Origin of the sequence: Streptomyces aculeolatus (genome assembly GCF_020400605.1) — a bacterium.
GTDB lineage: Bacteria > Actinomycetota > Actinomycetes > Streptomycetales > Streptomycetaceae > Streptomyces > Streptomyces aculeolatus.
The window spans coordinates 1-18,920 of the sequence record NZ_JAINRD010000042.1 but is presented as its reverse complement, the minus strand read 5'-3'; the positions used below and the strand labels follow the sequence as shown (position 1 = coordinate 18,920).

The window sequence follows — 18,920 nt, the reverse complement described above, 5'->3', positions numbered from 1 at the left end:
ACCGGCCGGTACGCGTCGCCTTCGATACACCGCCCGGGCCCGGCCGATCACCCCCGCCGGCCACCGCGGGCCGGCATCCCCCGGCCCTCCGCCGCCCGTGCCGCCCGGCACCCGGGCAGCCAACAGGGGCGCCCCCGCCCGGGATTTCACGGAAAAAGGCCCGCCCGGTCCCGCCCGGCCCGCACCGCCGCACGTCCGCCGCCGCCCGCTGACGCGCAACGCGGCGGGCCCTGTCCGGCACTTCCCCGCACCCGGACGCAAGGACCAATTCAGCCACTCGCCCGCCGCACCGCTTCACCCCCGAAGTGACCCACGTCACCGCAGGTGGTCTTGGCGCGGCGACTTCGCCCGTGTCACTATTTCGGCAGCCCCTCCCTGCCCAAAAACTTTTACGGGCCGGGGAGTTGAGCACCGTAACCACTGGTTTGTCCCGGTGGGACCGCGTCCGTGCCGCGTACGGCACAGGTTCCCTCTCGTCTCCCACGTCCCGAGCGCCCCGGGTGCTCCCGGGGCCGCGGCGGCATGCGCCCACGGGCCGCGAAACGCGGCCGCAGGACGGCGCCCGCCCCCGGGGAGCCGGGGCGGGAGTGTCCAGGCAGGTGCCCGCACAAAGAACGGAACGGGGGCCGTGGGGCGCACGGCCCCCGTGTCCGCCGCCCCGGCGGCCGGCGCCCCCGCGAGCGGGGCGGGTCGGCCGACCCGCCGGAGCAACCGCCCCCGGTTTCCGCGGGGTGGCGGCGAACTGATGAGAACCGCTCCTGAAGCTGGGCGCAGATCCTTCACGTACCGAAGGCAGACTCCGAGGAAAGGGCCCCAGATATGCCAAGGCTGTGCAAGCCTGCGGTGAGCGCGCCGGAATACACCATCACGATGGAAGAAACCCTGGAGTTCGCCAAACAGGCGCACGCCGGAAAGCCCCAGCTGCCTTTGGCGCTGCGGCTGATCCGGAACACCGGGGTGTTGAAGCGGCATATCGTCCAGCCCATCGAGAAGACGCTCGGCCACCCGGGCCTGACCGAACGCAACCTCATCTACGAGGCCGAGTCGAAGAAGATGTGCCCGCCGGTCATCGAGGAGGCGCTGCAGAACGCCGACATGACGGCCCGCGACATCGACGCGATCATCTACGTGTCGTGCACCGGGTTCCTCATGCCGTCGCTGACGGCCTGGCTGATCAACAAGATGGGATTCCGGTCGGACACCCGGCAGATTCCCATCGCGCAGCTGGGCTGCGCGGCGGGCGGCGCGGCCGTCAACCGGGCCCACGACTTCTGCCTGGCCCACCCCGGCAGCAACGTCCTGATCGTCGCGTGCGAGCTGTGCTCGCTGTGCTACCAGCCCACCGCCGACGACATCGGATCGCTGCTGTCCGACGGCCTGTTCGGCGACGCGGTCGCCGCCGCGGTGGTGCGGGGCAACGGCGGCGTCGGTATCGAGGTCGAGCGCAACGCCTCCTACCTCATTCCGAACACCGAGGAGTGGATCTCCTACTCGGTGCGCGACACCGGCTTCCACTTCCAGCTCGACCGCCGGGTGCCCGGGACGATGGAGCCGCTGGCGCCGGTGCTGCGGGAGTTCGCCAAGGACCACAGCTGGGACGCCGGGAAGCTCGACTTCTACATCGTCCACGCCGGCGGGCCGCGGATCCTGGACGACCTCGCCCGGTTCCTCGACGTCGACCGCCAGGTATTCCGCCACAGCTGGTCGACCCTGACGGAGTACGGCAACATCGCCAGCGCCGTCGTCTTCGACGCGGCACGCAGGCTGTTCGAGGAAGGCTCGGCGAAACCCGACGCCACCGGAATGATCGCCGGCTTCGGCCCCGGTATCACCGCCGAGATGGCGCTGGGCACCTGGGGCACCGACGGCACGGGCACGTCGAACTGACCTCCGCACAAAGCCCGGGCACCCGTGCCGCCGGCCGGATGCCAGCGCGGACGAAGAGGAAGTGAACTCGATGAGCGGCCTTATCCTCCCCCCGGGCCAGGGGCGAAAGCTGATCACGAAGGCGCAGGAGGTGACCTTCAAGGCCACCGAAGCCGACGGCTCCTCCGTATCGATCTTCGAGGTGGTCGTGCCGCCCGGATTCGACGTCGGAGCGCACGTCCACGGCGAGGCCCAGGAATTCTTCTACGTCCTCGAAGGCGAGCTGGAACTCCTGGCGTTCGAGCCGACGAAGCGCACGGCGCAGAACTGGCACGAGTGGGAGTCACCCGAAGGGGACCGCATGGTCCGCGCCACCCCGGGCGCCAGCATGTTCGTCCCCCCGAACACCCCGCACGCCTTCAGGAACGCCTCCACCGAACCGGTGCGCATGCTCTTCCAGTGCCTGCCCTCCCCGGTGCACGAGCTGTACTTCGAGGAGATCGCCAAGATCTGGTCCTCCGGCGCGCGGGTGGACCCCGACGCCGTCCAGGAGATGCGCCGCCGCTACGACGTCCACCAGATCACCCCGCTTCGCTACGAGCCGCCCCCCGCCCCCGCCGACCGGCCGGCGGCGGCGGCCGGAGCATAAGGCGGCGCAGATGACGACGGACAGGAGCAGCATGGACAAGATCCCCCTGACGCACGCGAGTCTGGGCGAGCGGGAACTGGCAGCCGTCGCCGAGGTCTTCGCCTCCGGCTGGCCGGCCGGCCAGGGCCCCAGCGGCAAGGCCCTGGAAGCCGGACTGAAACAACGCTACGGCGCCGGCGGCGCCGTCGCCGTCTCCAACTGCGGCGCCGCCTTGCACCTGGCGCTGCTCGCACTGGGCGTCAAACCCGGCGACGAGGTCATCGTCGCCGACTACACCTTCCCCGCACCCGCCCACGCGGTCCGCTACCTCGACGCCGTCCCGGTGTTCGCCGACGTACGCGCCGACACCGGCACCGTCGACGCGCAGGCGGTCGCGGCGCTGGTCACCCCCCGCACCGTCGGCATCATCGCCGTCGACACCGTCGGCATGCCCGCCGACTACACCGAACTGCAGGCGATCGCCGACCGCCACCAGCTGTTCCTCATCGAGGACGCCGCCTGCGCCGTCGGCGCCACCTACCAGGGCCGCCCCGCCGGCGCCCTGGCCGAGGTCGCCTGCCTGTCCTTCCACGGCCGCAAGGGCGCCAGCAGCGGCGAAGGCGGCGCGCTGATCGCCACCGACCCCGACATCGCCGCCGCCGCCCGCCGCCGCGCCTCCTTCGGCATCGGCAGCATCTTCGACCAGGGACAGGTCATCGGCCTGCCGATCCCCGAATTCCTCGAGATCGGCTACAACTACAAACTCTCCGACATCGCCGCCGCCATCATGCAGGTCCAACTGGAGCGGCTGGAGGAGTTCATCGCCCACCGCAGCGCGGTGGCCGCACGCTACGGCGAACTCCTGGCCGACGAGGAACTCCTGACGGTCCCGCACGTGCCCGCCGACCGCACCCACGCCTGGCAGTCCTACATGGTCACGCTGGCCCCCGGCGTGGACCGCGCAGCCGTGGCCACCGACCTGCGCGCGGCGAACATCGGCTCCTTCCACGGCACCTGGGCCAGCCACGTCCAGCCCGCGTTCGAATCGAAGCAGGTCTGCCCGGTCTCCGCCGACCTCTTCCAGCGCAACCTGGGCATCCCCATGCACGCCGAGCTGACCACGAGCCAGACCGAACGGGTCGCCGAAGTCCTGCGCAAGGCCGTACGCGCCCACGCCACCCCCCGCACCTGACCTCCCACCCACCCGCCCCCCCACCGAACCCGCCCCGCGCCAACCCCGCCCCGCCCCGTCCCGCCCTCGGCCCCGGTGTCACCGGGCGCCCCCGGAGGGCCGGGGGCGGGGCGGTGCCGCGTCACGGACCTCCGCGAGCGCCCCACCTCCTCCCACGCCCCGAAGGAGACAGTTCCCATGAAGGGCTCCACAGCCTACAAATCGATACTGAAGCGCGGACTCCACATCGGTCTGCTGCCCCAGATGGCCGCGGCCGTCAATCCGTCGACGCCGATCACCCTGGACCACCAGCTCGACGTCTTCCCCGACGCGGGACGGCGCCTGACGGTGGCCCAGTACGCCGAGTACGTGGACGACCTCGCGGCCCGCCTGTGGGCGGCGGGCATCCGGCCCGGCGAACGCGTCGTGATCTACAAGACGGCCAACGCCGACCACTGGATGATCGCCGCCGCCGTCTCCCGCATCGGCGCCGTCGTCGTCAACCTCTCGCCCGCCCTGGACGCCGTGACCGTCGCCGCCCTGATCGAACGGGCCGACCAGCCCAGCCTGGTCACCGACACCGCCAAGCTCGACATCCTCGCCGAGATCCCGCTGGCCGACCTCACCAAGCGGGTCGTCACCGTGGGCGGCGAACGGCCGGGCACCACCTCCCTGGCCTTGCTGGCCGGCTCCCCGCGCGTGGCGCCCGTCGTCCGCCCGATCGACGAAGCCGCCGTGATCACCCACACCTCCGGCACCACGGGGCTGCCGAAACTCGTCGTCCACACCCCCCGCACCCAGGGCCTGCGCCTCATCCCGCAGTGGCGGCTGCTGTCACTGATGCGGAAGAAGGAGACCGTGGCCATCCACGTCCCCTTCGTCCACTCCCGCATGGTCGCCGCGATGTCCCTGGCCCTGCTCAAGGAGTACCCGGTCCTGCTCATGCGCGAGTCGGACCCCGCCGACGTCGCCGAACACCTCCTGGCCCACCGCCCCGCGCTCATCGAGGCACTGCCCAACTCGCTGATGGAGTGGGAACCCCTCACCGACGACCCCCGCACCCCCTTCGCGTCGGTCAAGGTCTTCTCCAGCACCTTCGACGCCATCCACCCCGGCACCATGAGCAAGCTCCTGAACTCCTCCCACCGCCGCGGCGCACTGTTCTTCCAGATCTACGGGCAAAGCGAAGTCGGCCCCGCCGCCGGCCGCGCCTACCTGCGCCACTCCGCCCACAAGGCCAACGGCCGCTGCGTCGGCTGGGCCATGCCCCTGGGCGCCGCGAAGGTCCGCGTCGTCAGCCGCGACGGCCGGCCCCCCTCCGAGACCAACCCCGGCTCCATCGAGGTCGCCTGGGACGGCCTGGCCAAGACCTACTTCGCCGAACAGGACCGCTACGACACCAACCGCAACGGCGACTGGTGGCGCACCGGCGACGTCGGCTACCGCACCCGCCTGGGCTGCCTGCACATGCTCGACCGCGAGGTCGACATGATCCCCGGCGTGCGCAGCTCCCTGGAGATCGAGGACGTCGTGCTCAGCAAGCTCAGCGAACTCAGCGAACTCGTCGTCGTCCCCGGCCCCGACTCCCAGCCCGTCCCGGTGATCTGCACCGTCGACGACAAGCCGCTGGACCCCCAGCGCTGGCGCGCGGCCGCCGCCGCCTTCCCCCAGCTGGCCGACCCCGTGCAGATCCCGCAGGCCGACCTGCCCAGGACCGCCACCCTCAAGGTGCAGCGCCTCGCCCTGGCCCGCCGGCTGGAAAAGCAGTGGGAAGACAAGCAGGACTGACCAGGCACCGCCCCGCCGACGTCGCCCCCTTCCAACGCCGGCGGGGCCCCGCGCCCCCGCCGCACATGCTCATACGCCCCGCCCGAGGAGACACCCAGTGACTACCGAAGTGACCTCCTTCACCGGCGCCGGCCCCCACCCGGCCGCCTCCGTGCGCCGTATCACGGACGACCTCCTGCAACGGGTGGAGGACAAGCTCGCCTCATTCCTCACCGCCGAACGCGACCGCTACGCGGCCATGGACGAACGCGCCCTGGCCGCCGTCGACGCACTGACCGACCTGGTCACCTCCGGCGGCAAACGCGTGCGGCCCACCTTCTGCATCACCGGCTACCTCGCCGCCGGCGGCGAGGCCGGCGACCCCGGCATCGTCGCCGCCGCCGCGGGCCTGGAAATGCTCCACGTCTCCGCCCTCATCCACGACGACATCCTCGACAACTCCGCACAGCGCCGCGGGAAGCCGACCATCCACACCCTCTACGGCGACCTCCACGACAGCCACGGCTGGCGCGGCGAATCCCGCCGCTTCGGCGAAGGCATCGGCATCCTCATCGGCAACCTGGCCCTGGTCTACTCCCAGGAACTCGTCTGCCAGGCACCCCCCGCCGTCCTGGCCGAATGGCACCGGCTGTGCTCCGAAGTCAACATCGGCCAGTGCCTCGACGTCTGCGCCGCCGCCGAGTTCTCCGCCGACCCCCAGCTCTCCCGCCTGGTCGCCCTGATCAAATCCGGCCGCTACACCATCCACCGCCCCCTGGTCATGGGCGCCAACGCCGCCTCACGCCCCGACCTGGCCGCCGCCTACGTCGAATACGGCGAAGCGGTCGGCGAAGCCTTCCAACTCCGCGACGACCTGCTCGACGCCTTCGGCGACTCCACCGAGACCGGCAAACCCACCGGCCTGGACTTCACCCAGCACAAGATGACCCTCCTGCTGGGCTGGGCCATGCAGCGCGACACCCACATCCGCACCCTGATGACCGAACCCGGCCACACCCCCGAGGAAGTCCGCCGCCGCCTGGAGGACACCGAAGTCCCCAAGGACGTCGAACGCCACATCGCCGACCTCGTCGAACAAGGCCGCGCCGCCATCGCCGACGCACCCATCGACCCCCAATGGCGCCAGGAACTGGCCGACATGGCCGTACGCGCCGCCTACCGCACCAACTAACCCCCCCACCCGCACCACCCGCACCGAACAAGCCGGCGGGGCCCGTACCCCGGCGGCTTCCCGCCGCCTGCCCGCACACCCCGCCACCCCACCCCCCCACCCCGCATCCCGCACCCGCGCCCGCGCCCGGCCCCGGTCCCGGCCTCCTCCTGCTTCCGGCAGAAGGGGCCAGGCGGGCACCGGGGCACGGGCGAAACCCGGGGGACAGGGCCGGTGAAGCCCCGGGCACCGGGCGCCTTCACCGGCGAGCGCCGCTGCGGTGACCGCCACCCGACCGCGACCGGGAGCCCCGAATGGAGCACCTCGTACGCCACGCCGTCACCACGATCCGCGAACGGTTCTTCGAACCGCTGAGCCTGGACGACCTCGCGCAGAGCGTGCGGGTCAGCAAGTACCACTTCCTGCGGGTGTTCACCCGGGTCACCGGAGTCACCCCCGGCCGCTTTTTGAGCGCGGTACGCCTCCACGAGGCCAAGCGCCTGCTGCTGAGCACCTCACTGACCGTCGCCGACATCTCCGCGCAGGTCGGATACAGCAGCACGGGCAGCTTCACCCGCCGCTTCACCGAGTCGGTCGGGCTTTCCCCCACCCAGTACCGCAAGCTGTCCCTCGCCTGCGGCCCCCGCACGCCCCCGCCCGCCTTCCCCCACCCCGACTCCCGCCTGCGGCCGGCCGCACCCGCACCGGCGGGACCCCCGGCAGGACCGGCGGCGGGCGGAAGGCGGACCGGGGCGGTGACCGGGGTACTGCGCACCACCGGCGCCGCGTTCTCCCGCGCCTACGTCGGGGTGTTCGACGGCGCCATCCTCCAAGGCGTCCCCGCGTCCTGGAGCACCACCAGCGCCCCGGGCCGCTTCACCCTGCCCCGCATCCCCCCCGGCACCTGGTACATCCACGCCGTGGCCCGCAGCGCCCCCGGCACAGCCGGCGCAGCCGGCGCCGATGTTGCTCCGCTGACCGCCACCGTCGGCCCCGTACGGGTGGGCGCCGACACCGGCCGCATCCGCGACATCACCCTCTCCCCGATGGACTGGACCCGACCGCCGATCCTCTTCGCCCTGACGGGCATGGACCCCCAGCCGACAGCGGCCTAGACACGGCCGGCCCGGCACCGCCCCCGCCCGGCCCGTCCGCCCGCCCACCCGCGCCACCCGTACGGACCATGCCGGGATCCCGACTCACGGAGACGAAGGTATGGACACGCAACAGACCACGTCACTTCTCGTCGGCCTCGCCGTCATCGTGCTCCTGGCCCGCCTGCTCGGCGCGCTCGCCCGCCGATGCGGCCAGCCGGCGGTGATAGGCGAAGTCCTCGCCGGCGTCGCGCTGGGCCCCACCCTCCTGGACGGCGCACTGTCCGACGCCCTCTTCCCGGACACCGTACGGCCCCTGCTCAGCGCACTGGCCGCGGTCGGGGTGGCGGTCTTCATGTTCATCGTCGGCCTGGAGATCGACGCCGCGCTGCTGCGCGGCAACGGACGCCTGGCCGTCACCGTCTCCCTCAGCTCCATGCTGGTGCCCTGCGGCCTGGGCATGCTCCTGGCCCTCTACCTGGCCGGCGACTACAGCACCGGCGACAAGCAGGGACTCGTCCTGTTCATGGGCGTCGCCATGGCGATCACCGCGTTCCCGGTCCTGGCCCGCATCCTGACCGACCGGCAGATGACCCGCACCCCGCTGGGCGCGGTCGCACTGGCCTGCGCCGCCATCGGCGACGTACTGGCCTGGGTGCTGCTGGCCGCCGTGGTCGCGATCAGCAGCCCGGGCGGCGCCGACCAGTGGCGCATGCTCCTGGCCGTCCCCTACCTGCTGGTCATGTTCTTCGTCCTGCGCCCGCTGCTGCGCCGCCTGGCCGCCCGCCGAAGCGAACTGCGCCTGACCCCGACCCTGTTCGCGTGCGTCCTGGCCGGCCTGCTGCTGTCCGCCGCCGCCACCGAATGGGTCGGGCTGCACTACATCTTCGGCGCGTTCCTCTTCGGCGCGATCCTCCCGCGCACCGGCACCGAGCAGCTCCACGCCGAGGTCCACAACCGCCTCGGGCAGATGACCGGCACCCTGCTGCTGCCGGTGTTCTTCCTCGTCTCCGGCCTGAAGGTCGACCTGTCCGACATGGACACCGGCGGCCTGGGAGCCCTCGCCCTGATCATGCTCGTGGCCGTCGGCGGCAAGTCCGCCGGCGCGATCGCCGCCGCCCGCCTGCACCGCATGCCGCTGCGGCAGTCCGCCGCGCTGGCCACCCTGCTCAACACCCGCGGCCTGACCGAGCTCATCGTCTTGAACGTGGGCCTGCAGCTGGGCTTCATCGGGCAGGACCTCTACTCCCTCATGGTCGTCATGGCCGTCATCACCACCGCGATGACCGGGCCGCTGCTCAGCTGGATCCTCGGCCGCCCCCGCGAGAACGACCCGCCCCCCGCCGCCGGCGCACCCGAACGCAAGCCCGGAACCGTCGGCACCCCCGCCTGACCCCTGCCTCCGGGCCGCCTGCCCCCGGCCGGCAGGACGCGGAGACAGCAGGACGCGGAGACAGCAGGAGAGGGGGAGGGGCGGGGGCGGGGGAGAAGTCCCTGGCCGAGTCCCTGACCGATCCTGCTGCGGGCGGGCGACAATGACCCCTATGTCCTCAGCCACCCCCGAAGAGACCTCCGCGCGGGCCCGGGCCGCCGAAGCCGGCCTGGGCCTGCGCGAGCGCAAGAAGCTGCGTACCCGCCAGGCGATCCGCGCGGCGGCCCGCCGGCTGATCGACGAGCGGGGCTACGACAGCACCACCGTCGAGCAGATCGCCGCGGCCGCCGAGGTCTCGCCCAGCACCGTCTTCCGCTACTTCCGCAACAAGGAACAGATCATCCTCCGCGACGAGGCCTACGCCTTCTCCGGCGCCGAACTCCTGCGTGCCCGCCCCGCGGACGAGCCGCCGCTGCCCGCCCTGCGCGCGGCGGTCTCGGCGACGGTCCGCGCCACCTACGAGGAGTTCAACGCGGAGTACCGCTGGCGGATGGAGCTGGTACGCGAGGTGCCCGCCCTGCGGGCGCAGATGCACGAGGGCCAGGACAAGGCCGTCGAGGTCCTCACCGCCGCGCTCGCCGAACGGGCCGGGCCCCGGGCCGACCGCCTCGCCCTGCGCGTCATGGTCGGCGCCATGCTCGGCGGCCTGCACCAGGTCGTCCTCGAATGGGGCGATCAGAACCAGGAAGGCGACCTGCCGGAGATGTTCGACCGGGCACTGGCGGTGCTGGAAGGCGGCCTGACCCCCGACCAGCCCCGCAAAGCAGCCGGCTGACCCCACCCACCGCCTGCCCCCGGTCAGGCGGTGGGCGGCACGGCGAAGGGCAGGGCCCCGGGGGCGGCCGGCGGACGCACAATCCACCGGATGCCCCAAGGCCCTGCCCTTTTGCGCTCCCCGACTGTTTCCCGGAGCCGGGGACGAGGATCAGTCCTTGACGTCGCCCTTGACGTGCCGCTCCACGAACTCGTGGGCCAGGTCGCCGAACTGCTCACCGAAGACGATCGTGCGGTCCACGGTGGTCTGGAAGTGGACGCCGCCCCACACCCGGCTGTTGCCGCAGGTGCGGGTGAAGTCCGTCCAGGTCGGGATGTGGATCGACAGGTCCTTGCCGGGGGTGATCCCCGGCTCGACGACCGTCGAGCCCGCCTTGTAGTTGATCGTCCAGTCCAGTTCGTCGGACTCGAAGTAGCGCCGCGCGGCCTGCGAGGTCGCCGAGCACAGGCTGGTGGAGCCCGAGGGGTACTCGGGGTGGTCGCCCACGGGCAGGTAGCTCGACCACTCCGAGGCGCGGATGTCGTCGACCGTGCCCATGCCGACCCCGCCCCAGGCGCGGATCTTGCGGTTGCCGTACACGTGGCGGACCGCGGTGACCGGCCGCACGGCGTCGAACCTGGTCTTGTGGTGCCAGGCGGCGATCAGCGGCTCGAACGTCGCCAGCACGTGCGAGAGCATCCAGTGGCACCAGCCGTGCACGCCCATCTCGTTGTTCTGGTCGTACTTGTTGGCGATGACGATCGACGAGTGGCCGATGCCCCAGAGCTTGTTCTCCATGATCTCCGCGAGCGCCTTGCGCTCGTCGTTGAGATTGGCCGAGGCGTCGATGATCGCGTCGACCTCACGCTTGTAGGCACGGGTGTTGGTGTGGTCACTGAACTCGGGCCGGGGGATCCGGAACCGCGACGGGTCCCGGAAGATGTGCGCCTTGGTCCGGGCGATCTGCGGGGTCACGAAGTGCTGGGTGACGTAGATGCCGAGGTCGCCGGGGCCGCCGCCGGCGCGCCGCGCGTTGTGGGCCTGGAGCTGCGGCTGCCAGCGCGAGGGGTTCTTCACCTTGAACGCGGTGTTCACCGGCTCATAGCCGGTGTAGTCCGCCCACGGCCTGGGGTTGTACTTGCGGCCCTCGTAACCGAGGAAGTTCATGCCGTCGTTCTTCAGCGCGTTGAAGGCGTTCTTGGCGGCGACGTTCCCGATGCCCACCGGGCTGCTCAGGTTCTCCGTCTCGTCGCTGGGGTCCAGCCCGAGCGCGGTCATCAGCTCCCGCAACTGGTCCACCTGCTGCGGCAGGACGCGCTTCCACACCCCGTGCTGGGCGTGGAGCGCGGCGATGTTCAGGTTCCGGTTGGTCGCGGACTCGCTGGAGGGGCGGCGCGGGATCTGGCTGTACACGCCGACCGCGGTCTCGTGGTACGGCGCCAGCGCGTCGAACGCCGCGAGCCACACCACGCGGTTGATCCACAGGAAGACGGTCACGTCCATCGGGCCGAGGATCGCCAGGGTCGGCGACTGGCCGGCGTTCTCGTCGGTGGGCTGCGCCCACTTGATGTAGTTGTCCTTGTCAAGGTCGAACTCGATCGCCGCTGCCTTGCTGCCGGCCGAACCGCGCGGGCTGGCCGAGGCCATCCCGGTGAAACCCGCCGCGGACAGGGCAGCGGCACCGCCGAGCCCACCGAGCAGCATGGACCTGCGCCGCGGTGAGTAATCCGAGAAAGAAGTGTGTCCGGACGTCGTCATGCGCTGTGTTCCTTTCTAAGGAGGGGGCTCCGCGGTCCAGGGCGACGTCTGCGGGCCGGCCTTGCCCCAGACCTGTCGCACACACCGACTGTTCCGGCGCTTCCATAAGAGCGGGTGCGGTTCATATTTCCTGTTCTGCACGGGCTGCCATTAACTTCGAAAGGTTAGGCAAAATCCACGTCACGCCGAAGGCCAGGAAATTCAATGCGGCACCCTGAGCCCTGTGGGCTACCGTACTGGCCGTTACTAGAGGCCCACTAGAGGCAACCTAAGGTAAGCGATTGCCCCGACGTGCCCGGCAGTCGGCACGGGAAATTCACGGTGTGGAGAAATAATTGACCCGCCCCGGAGGCTCACACCCGGCTCCGGATACGGTGAGGGCAGCTGACCTGGCGGACGCCGGCATCGCAGTGGGTAAAAGGGCGCCGATGCGCCGGCCATTTTCCGGAAGCTGGACAGTCGGCCCTGCCGTGTCTCCACCATGCCTTAAGCGGGACATGGAATCTTCAATGGCATCTGCCCGAAGTGAGACACATGCGGGGGAGTAACGGCCCATGCGCATTTACTTACAGCTCACTCGCTCCCTGGAGAGGCTCGGCGCCTCGTTCGGGATCGCGGCGCTCAGAATCTCGATCGGAATCATCTACCTCTGGTTCGGAGTACCCAAGTTCTTCCCCGGAGTCAGCCCGGCGGAAGTGCTGGCTTCGAAGACCGTGGAGAGGCTGACATTCGGGGTCATCGAAGGGACCGCTGCTTCCGTCGTGACCGGCACGCTGGAAACCGTGCTCGGGCTGCTGCTGATCAGCGGGAGACTGGTTCCCCTGACGAGTATCGGACTCCTGGCACACATGGCGGGGACGTTCACACCGCTCTTCATCTTCCCGAAGGAGACCTGGGAGGGCTTTTGCATCGGCACCCTCGAAGGGCAGTACATCCTCAAGAACCTGGTGATCGTCGCGGCCGCCTTCGTGGTCATCGGCTACTCGAAGGCACACAGCCGGCCCGAACCCGCCGAACCCGCCGGACCCGCTGAACCTGCTGAACCTGCTGAACCCGCTGAACCCGCCGGGCCCGGGCACCCGGAGCCTGCCGGGACCGCTTCCGCCGCCGTGGATCCGGCGGCGTCCGGGTCCGTGACGAGACACGCCGACGTGTGACGCCGGCCGGCACCCGGCCGGAACACCACCCCGCCCCGCCACCCCGCCCGTACTTCCCGGCCCGCGGCGTGCGGCACTCCGCCCCACGACGCGCAGGGGGCTTGCGCGACGCCCCGAAGCGGCCGGGCGGAAACAACAACCACGTCTGCTCTGCGGAATATCGAGTTCAGTTCCAGTGCGGCTCCAGGTCGAGTCGCCGCACGGTCCCGGTGGATTCTCCACTGAGCAATCTGGGCGATGACACCGCCGGGCAGACCCCGTCACGCTGGTCGTGAAGCGTGTTCTGCATGCGTGGAGGGGGTCTTCACGCGAATCGCTGGTGCGGCCGCATCGGAACTGGAAGGTCCTATATGTCGTCCAACGTTGTCGGGTTTTCTGGCGATTTCGACGTTATTGTCATCGGTGGTGGACCCGCCGGTGCGACCACAGCCGCGCTGCTCTCCAAGCGCGGACGCCGTGTCCTCGTGCTCGACCGCGAGCGGTTCCCGCGTTATCACGTGGGGGAGTCGCTCATCCCCGGCGTGATGGTTCCCATGGAGGAACTCGGGCTGAAGGAGCGGATGGAGGCCAAGGGGTTCGAGCGGAAGTACGGCGGCACCCTGGTCTGGGGCAACAACGAGGTGCCGTGGAACTTTTCGTTCAGCACGGGCGGCCGTATCCCCTACGCCTTCCACACGCGCCGCGCGGACCTGGACGCGCTGGTCCTGGACCGGGCCCGTGAGCTGGGTGCCTTCGTCGTGGAGGACGCGACGGTCAAGGACACCATCGAGGAGGACGGCCGCGTCGTCGGCGTCCGCTACGCCCTGCGCGGCCTGGGCGGCACCCAGGAGGCCCGGGCCTCCCTGGTCATCGACGCCTCCGGGCAGGCCCGCGTCATCGGCCGCAAGTACACCGAGGTCAACTGGAACGAACAGCTGCGCAACGTCGCGGTGTGGACGTACTTCGACAACTGCCACCGCCTCCCCGGCGACGAGTGGAGCAACATCCTCATCGAGGGGACCTCGGACGGCTGGTTCTGGGGCATCCCGATCGACAAGGGCGTCTTCAGCGTCGGCTACGTGACGCGTTCGGAACTGGCGACCGAGTCCGGCAAGTCGCTGGAGGACCTCTTCCAGTCCGAGATCGCTTCGACCACCAAGCTGAAGGAACTCCTCAAGGACGCCACGCAGGCCGCGGGTTACCGCTCCGCGCGCGACTGGTCGTACACCAACGACCGGTTCTACGGGAAGGGCTGGGCGCTGGTCGGCGACGCCGCCGCGTTCGTGGACCCGCTGTTCTCCACCGGCGTGGCGCTGGCGACCCTGGCGGGCAGCACCCTGTCGAAGGTCGTCGACCAGATACTCCAGTACCCGGCGATCGAGGAGAAGGCACTCGACCGGTACTCCAACGCGTACCAGGAGTTCTTCCACGACATCCGCAAGTTCGTGGAGGGGTTCTACGACCGCTCGAAGACCAAGGGCTTCTACTTCAACATGGCCCAGGAGATGGTCGACCCGGAGAAGGAGAACGCGGCGGAGGTCGACTTCGTCAAGCTGGTCTCCGGGCTCAGCGGCCGGCAGGGCGGGCTGTTCGAGCTCAACGTCGACGACCTCATCGAGGATGCCAAGTCCACGCCCGCCGGTAGCTGAGGCACGGGCGCCGGCCGGCGCACCGCAGGACACAGGCTCCCGGTGTGCGGGGGATCTCGGCCGAGATCCCCCGCACACCGGGAGCTTCGCCATGCCACCGCCTGGAAAACCCCCCGCAACCGCAACCGCAACCGCAACCGCCGCGGCACCGGCACCGGCAGCGGAAAAGGGGACCGCGGCACCGGGGTCCCGGTGCCGCGGTCCCGAAGAAAGAAGGGGGGCGGTCGGTGCCGTCAGCTGCCGGCGCCCGCCGCGCCCAGCAGGACCCGCGCCTCCAGCGAGCCCTCGGCAAGCTGGTGGTAGGTCTGGAGCTTGAAGTACTCGCCGCCGGAGTACGAGGCCACGTTGTACAGGCCCTGGACCGGACCGGGGTAGGTGTGCGGGACGTTCCTCGCGAACTTCTCCACGCTCGGCTCCACCGCGATGCGGCCGGGCAGGGCCTCGGCGTCGGGAACCAGGGTGGCGAACGTGATCCGCTGGATCTTCGGCGAGTCCCACGTCAGGGTGGTGTAGATGCCCACGGCCTGCTTGGCGAGCGTCAGCATCTGCTCGCTCGGCTCCGGCAGCCCCAGATCCCGCAGCATGGCCCGGACGGTCTCCGGCTCGCGGGTCTCGTCGGGGAACTGCAGGAAGTAGACGTTCACCGTCCGGCTCGGGTAGTCGATCCCGATCATGCTGTTCTTGTCGTCCAGGCCGTAGCGGGCGTAGAAGTCGAGGTTCTCGGCCAGGCTCGGCGGCATGGACGGCAGCGCCGCGACCTTCGACAGCTTCTGCAGATCGTTGCCCGGCAGGAACGTCCAGGTCTTCCTGAAGCCCTCGACGACTCCGAAGTCGACACCGTGGGCGGTCACCGGGATGTTCGCCTGGACATCGTCCAGGAGCGTACCGACAGGATGGTCCGTGGCCTCGGCGATCCCCTTCGACACCGCGTAGCGGTACGGGTTGACGTCCGCCGGCAGCGCCGTGAAACGGCAGTCGAGGTCCTTGCTGCCGCGCGTCGTCACGCGGAAGGCCACAACGACCTTGTCCAACTCGTACGCGGACAGGATCGGCCACACCTTGTCACGCGAGGGGGCTACGTCCAACAACCCGGACGCCTCCTCGATGGCGGCGTAAAGACCTTCCATGCCTGTGTCAGTCATTTGCCCTCCAGTTCAATCAGAACAGTTCGTGACGAGCGTCTGCGTGAATCAGGACATCGGCCCTGACATCTCCATTTTCCCGGTTGCGGTGAGCAGGGACGACAGGCATGGCACGCCTATTTTCGTCACTCCATGAATTGTCGATCCGGGCGCACGGAATGTCAAGAAGATCCCTTCCATAGTTCCTTTCGAGTGACTCTTTAGTGGCCGGTGGTAGGGTCGCACACCAGGATTTCGCAGAACCTGATCGGCATCGACTGCTTGGAGTGCTTGGTGTCCGGAGCTACTGGGGCGGAAAAGCTTTACTCGGCCATCGAGGAATCGGCCCGGATGGTCGATGCGCCTTTCTCGCGTGACAAGGTCTGGCCGACCCTCTCCGCATTCGAGGGCGGGTTCTCGGACGCCGGCGGTGTTATCTTAAGCCTCCAGGCCGGCACACATGTGCCGGAAATGGAATATTCCGCTCAGGTTTCCCCGGGGATCAGCGACCCGTATGCCCGCGCCCTGGCGAGCGGAATCCTCACGGAAACGGACCATCCGGTCAGCACCGTACTCGCGGAGATCGTGTCGCTGGCGCCCACCAGCGAGCACTACATCGACTGCGGCATCGTCGGCGGTTTCAAGAAGATCTACGCGAACTTCCCGCACGACCAGCAGACGGTGGCCGCGCTGGCCGGGCTGCCCTCCATGCCGCGCGCGGTGGGCGGGAACGCCGAATTCTTCGCCCGCCACGGCCTGGACCGTGTGGCGCTGATCGGCGTCGACTACGTGAACAAAACGATAAACCTGTACTTCCAGGTCTCCGCCGCCACCGCCGGAAACCTTGACCAGAAGACCGTGTCCGCCATGCTGCACGAAACCGGGATGAGCGAACCCAGCGACGCGATGGTGGCATACGCGTGCCAGGCCTACCGCATCTACACCACGCTCAGTTGGGATGCGGAGGAGATTCTTCGGATTGCCTTCGCGCCGAAGCCGCGCCGGGGTATCGACCCGGCGGACCTTCCTGCCCGCCTGGAACCGAGGATCGAGAAGTTCCTGCGGGCCACGCCGCACAAGTACCCCGGTGCTCTCATCAACGCCACGGCCGCCAAGTGGTCGCCCGAGCGTGAAGTCCTGGACCTCGCAGCGCATTATCAGGTTTCCGCTGTGCAGATGAAGGCAATCGAAGCGGAAGAAGGCCGAGCCTCGTGACGACATCCGCCCCTGCCCAGCAGATTCCGTTCGACTTCGACAACGGCAACTTCATCCGGGACCTGATCACCACGCACGGTGGCGGGGGTTACCCGCCGGCGGATGCGATGGCTCCGGGGGATGTGTCCTCGTACACGTGGGTGACGCATCTGCTGCAGACGTCGTGGTTCGACGCGCTGGCCCCGTACCACCCGACCGCGGTCGGCGTGTACTCCCGGATCCCGCGCCGTCCCGCCGAGGAGTCGGCCACCAACCGGAACAAGAACATCGCGGGCCTGTACGCCATGTTCCAGGTGGTGAAGGCGGCGTTCACGGAGCGGGTGCCGGTCCTGCGGCAGGCGCTGGGGGCGCTGGGCCTGGACCCTGACGACGAGTCGCAGGACCTGTCCACCGCGGTCGGTATCGGCAATACGGCCGGCAAGGCCGTCGCCGCCGCCCGTATGGGGGACGGCATGAACGCCCTGGGCGGCAAGGACCGTACCCACAACGGCCAGCCCTACGAGGACTACACCGGCTACCGGCCGGTGAACACCGCCGACGAACTCGTCGACCCCTCGCGCTGGCAGCCCGCCGTCGAGCCGCACCGCCGCCGCACCGACGGCGGCCCGGGCGACAAGGGCATCTTCACCGCCCAGCGGTTCGCCACCCCGCAACTGGGCCTGGTCGCCCCCCAGACGTACCGGGACCCCGCCCGGTTCAAGCTCGCCGCGCCCGACCACCTCGACCACAACGACGCCGGCGCCTACCGGCAGGCGGTGGACGAGGTGCTCGCGGCGTCGGCCGGGCTGACCGACGAGCAGAAGGTCAAGGCGGAGTTCTTCGAGCACACCCCGCTGTCGGTCACGCTGTCGCCGCGCGCCGCGGCGATGGCGCACGACCTGGACCTGGACGGCTGGGCGCAGCTGTTCCTGGTGTGCTCGACCGCACGGTTCGACAGCCTGATCGCCGCCTGGCACCACAAGCGCGCCTACGACACCGTGCGGCCCTTCAGCGCCGTGCGGCACGTGTACGGCAGCAAGCCGGTCACCGCCTGGGGCGGGCCCGGCAAGGGCACCGTCGAGTCCATTCCCGCCGACGAGTGGACCGGCTACCTGCCCGTGGGCAACCACCCCGAGTACCCCTCCGGCTTCACCACCTTGATCGCGGCCCAGGCCCAGGCCGCCCGCAGCTTCCTCGGCGACGACGTCCTGAACTGGACCCATGCCTTCCCCGCCGGCTCCGGCCAGCGGGAGCCCGGCGCGGTCCCCGCCTCCGACCTCGAACTGACCTGGGCCACCTGGACCGACTTCGAGAACGACTGCGCCACCAGCCGCGTATGGGCCGGCGCCCACTTCACGAAGACCGCCGAAACCTCCCTGGCCTTCGGCACCCAGTTCGGCGACCTGGCCCACACCTTCGTCCAGCGGCACATCAACGGCGACGTCAAGGACTGACCGTCTTCCCCTGCCACGATGCCGACGCCGGCACCGCGACCCGCCGCCCTCACCCTTAGCCGCTCTCCGCACGACGTGGGAGAGCCCAAGGCACGGCCATCGATATCCCGTTTCCCGTGAAGGGCCGCTTCTCAGGTTCTCCTCCAAGCCCCTCCCTGCTGAGAATAAGGAAGACGATCATGACGACATCCGGACACACCTCTGTCTCAGACTTCTCGCTGGGCCGCAGATCGCTGCTGGTCGGCGGCGCCTCGGCCGCGTCGCTGTCCATGCTGTCGTTGTCCCGCCCCGCTGCCGCCGCCACCGGCGACGAGCCGCCCGAGCTGCCCGACCTGGACAAGGACAACTACATCAAGTGGGCCCAGCCCACCGGCGCGCGGACCGGTCAGTCGGCCAGCGACGCGTTCATCGGCTCGATGGACGTGACCCTCATCCTGTTCATGAACCGCGCGGCGATGCTGGCGCTGTTCGACGCGCTGGCGCCGTACCACGAGACGGCGGTCGGCATCCACAGCCAGATCCCGCGCCGCCCCTCCAGCGAGTCGGCCACCAACCGGAACATGAACATCGCCTGTATCCACGCTCAGAACGCCATCTGGAGCCGTCTGCTGCCGCCTATCGTGGCGGGCCTGCGGGAACTGATGGTCGCGCTCGGCCTGGACCCCGACGACAAGTCGGAGGACGTGACCACCCCGGTCGGCATCGGCAACGTGGCGGCCAAGGCC

General features: G+C 69.8%; 15 protein-coding genes. 13 read left to right on the top strand and 2 right to left on the bottom strand.

Translation table 11 applies throughout. From position 1 onward, the window contains the following. Nucleotides 1-819 precede the first annotated feature (819 nt). From LG396_RS37775 to LG396_RS37740, 8 genes are all read left to right on the top strand, one after another. A complete protein-coding gene (locus tag LG396_RS37775) occupies nucleotides 820-1,887 on the top strand; it encodes a type III polyketide synthase (protein WP_078524272.1) in 1,068 nt (355 codons plus the stop codon). Between the two features lie 70 nt (nucleotides 1,888-1,957). Next, entirely contained in the window at nucleotides 1,958-2,515 is a 558-nt protein-coding gene (locus LG396_RS37770; RefSeq protein WP_225798166.1) for a cupin domain-containing protein, read from the top strand. Between the two features lie 31 nt (nucleotides 2,516-2,546). Beyond that, nucleotides 2,547-3,686 carry a DegT/DnrJ/EryC1/StrS family aminotransferase gene (locus LG396_RS37765; protein ID WP_225798175.1) on the top strand — a complete coding sequence of 380 codons (1,140 nt, stop codon included), beginning with the start codon at nucleotides 2,547-2,549 and terminating at the stop codon, nucleotides 3,684-3,686. Nucleotides 3,687-3,863: 177 nt separating this feature from the next. Beyond that, on the top strand, nucleotides 3,864-5,453 hold the full coding sequence (locus tag LG396_RS37760) for a class I adenylate-forming enzyme family protein (RefSeq protein WP_225798165.1): 1,590 nt from the start codon (nucleotides 3,864-3,866) through the stop codon (nucleotides 5,451-5,453). A gap of 97 nt (nucleotides 5,454-5,550) precedes the next feature. After that, nucleotides 5,551-6,624: a polyprenyl synthetase family protein gene (locus tag LG396_RS37755; protein WP_308190163.1), complete on the top strand. Its 1,074-nt coding sequence runs from the start codon at nucleotides 5,551-5,553 to the stop codon at nucleotides 6,622-6,624. 293 nt (nucleotides 6,625-6,917) lie between these two features. Further along, the gene (locus tag LG396_RS37750) at nucleotides 6,918-7,718 is read left to right on the top strand and encodes a helix-turn-helix domain-containing protein (protein WP_225798164.1); all 801 of its coding nucleotides are present in this window, start codon (nucleotides 6,918-6,920) and stop codon (nucleotides 7,716-7,718) included. A 100-nt stretch (nucleotides 7,719-7,818) separates the two neighbouring features. Then, entirely contained in the window at nucleotides 7,819-9,090 is a 1,272-nt protein-coding gene (locus tag LG396_RS37745; RefSeq protein WP_225798163.1) for a cation:proton antiporter domain-containing protein, read from the top strand. Nucleotides 9,091-9,241: 151 nt separating this feature from the next. Further along, nucleotides 9,242-9,904 carry a TetR/AcrR family transcriptional regulator gene (locus tag LG396_RS37740; protein WP_018840986.1) on the top strand — a complete coding sequence of 221 codons (663 nt, stop codon included), beginning with the start codon at nucleotides 9,242-9,244 and terminating at the stop codon, nucleotides 9,902-9,904. A 150-nt stretch (nucleotides 9,905-10,054) separates the two neighbouring features. On the opposite strand, the gene LG396_RS37735 is transcribed toward LG396_RS37740, so the two are convergent. Then, nucleotides 10,055-11,587, bottom strand: a complete 1,533-nt coding sequence (locus LG396_RS37735; protein WP_225798174.1) for a DUF6851 domain-containing protein — start codon at nucleotides 11,585-11,587, stop codon at nucleotides 10,055-10,057. A gap of 608 nt (nucleotides 11,588-12,195) precedes the next feature. Here LG396_RS37735 and LG396_RS37730 point away from each other — a divergent pair. Beyond that, nucleotides 12,196-12,798, top strand: a complete 603-nt coding sequence (locus tag LG396_RS37730; protein ID WP_225798162.1) for a DoxX family membrane protein — start codon at nucleotides 12,196-12,198, stop codon at nucleotides 12,796-12,798. 350 nt (nucleotides 12,799-13,148) lie between these two features. After that, nucleotides 13,149-14,426, top strand: coding sequence for an NAD(P)/FAD-dependent oxidoreductase (locus LG396_RS37725; RefSeq protein ID WP_026276744.1), 1,278 nt, complete (start codon nucleotides 13,149-13,151; stop codon nucleotides 14,424-14,426). Nucleotides 14,427-14,659: 233 nt separating this feature from the next. Here the strand turns inward: LG396_RS37725 and LG396_RS37720 are convergent, their stop codons facing one another. Next, a complete protein-coding gene (locus LG396_RS37720) occupies nucleotides 14,660-15,568 on the bottom strand; it encodes an aromatic prenyltransferase (RefSeq protein ID WP_225798161.1) in 909 nt (302 codons plus the stop codon). 273 nt (nucleotides 15,569-15,841) lie between these two features. On the opposite strand from LG396_RS37720, the gene LG396_RS37715 reads away from it, so the two are divergent. The 3 genes from LG396_RS37715 to LG396_RS37705 all read left to right on the top strand — a co-directional run. Next, nucleotides 15,842-16,762 (top strand): aromatic prenyltransferase, encoded by a 921-nt coding sequence (locus LG396_RS37715; RefSeq protein ID WP_225798160.1) that lies wholly within the window; start codon nucleotides 15,842-15,844, stop codon nucleotides 16,760-16,762. Continuing rightward, entirely contained in the window at nucleotides 16,759-18,195 is a 1,437-nt protein-coding gene (locus tag LG396_RS37710) for a DUF6851 domain-containing protein (RefSeq protein WP_018840980.1), read from the top strand. Before LG396_RS37715 ends, LG396_RS37710 begins: the two co-directional genes overlap by 4 nt. A gap of 179 nt (nucleotides 18,196-18,374) precedes the next feature. Beyond that, a partial coding sequence (locus LG396_RS37705) for a DUF6851 domain-containing protein (RefSeq protein ID WP_372483638.1) occupies nucleotides 18,375-18,920 on the top strand: 546 nt, incomplete at its 3' end.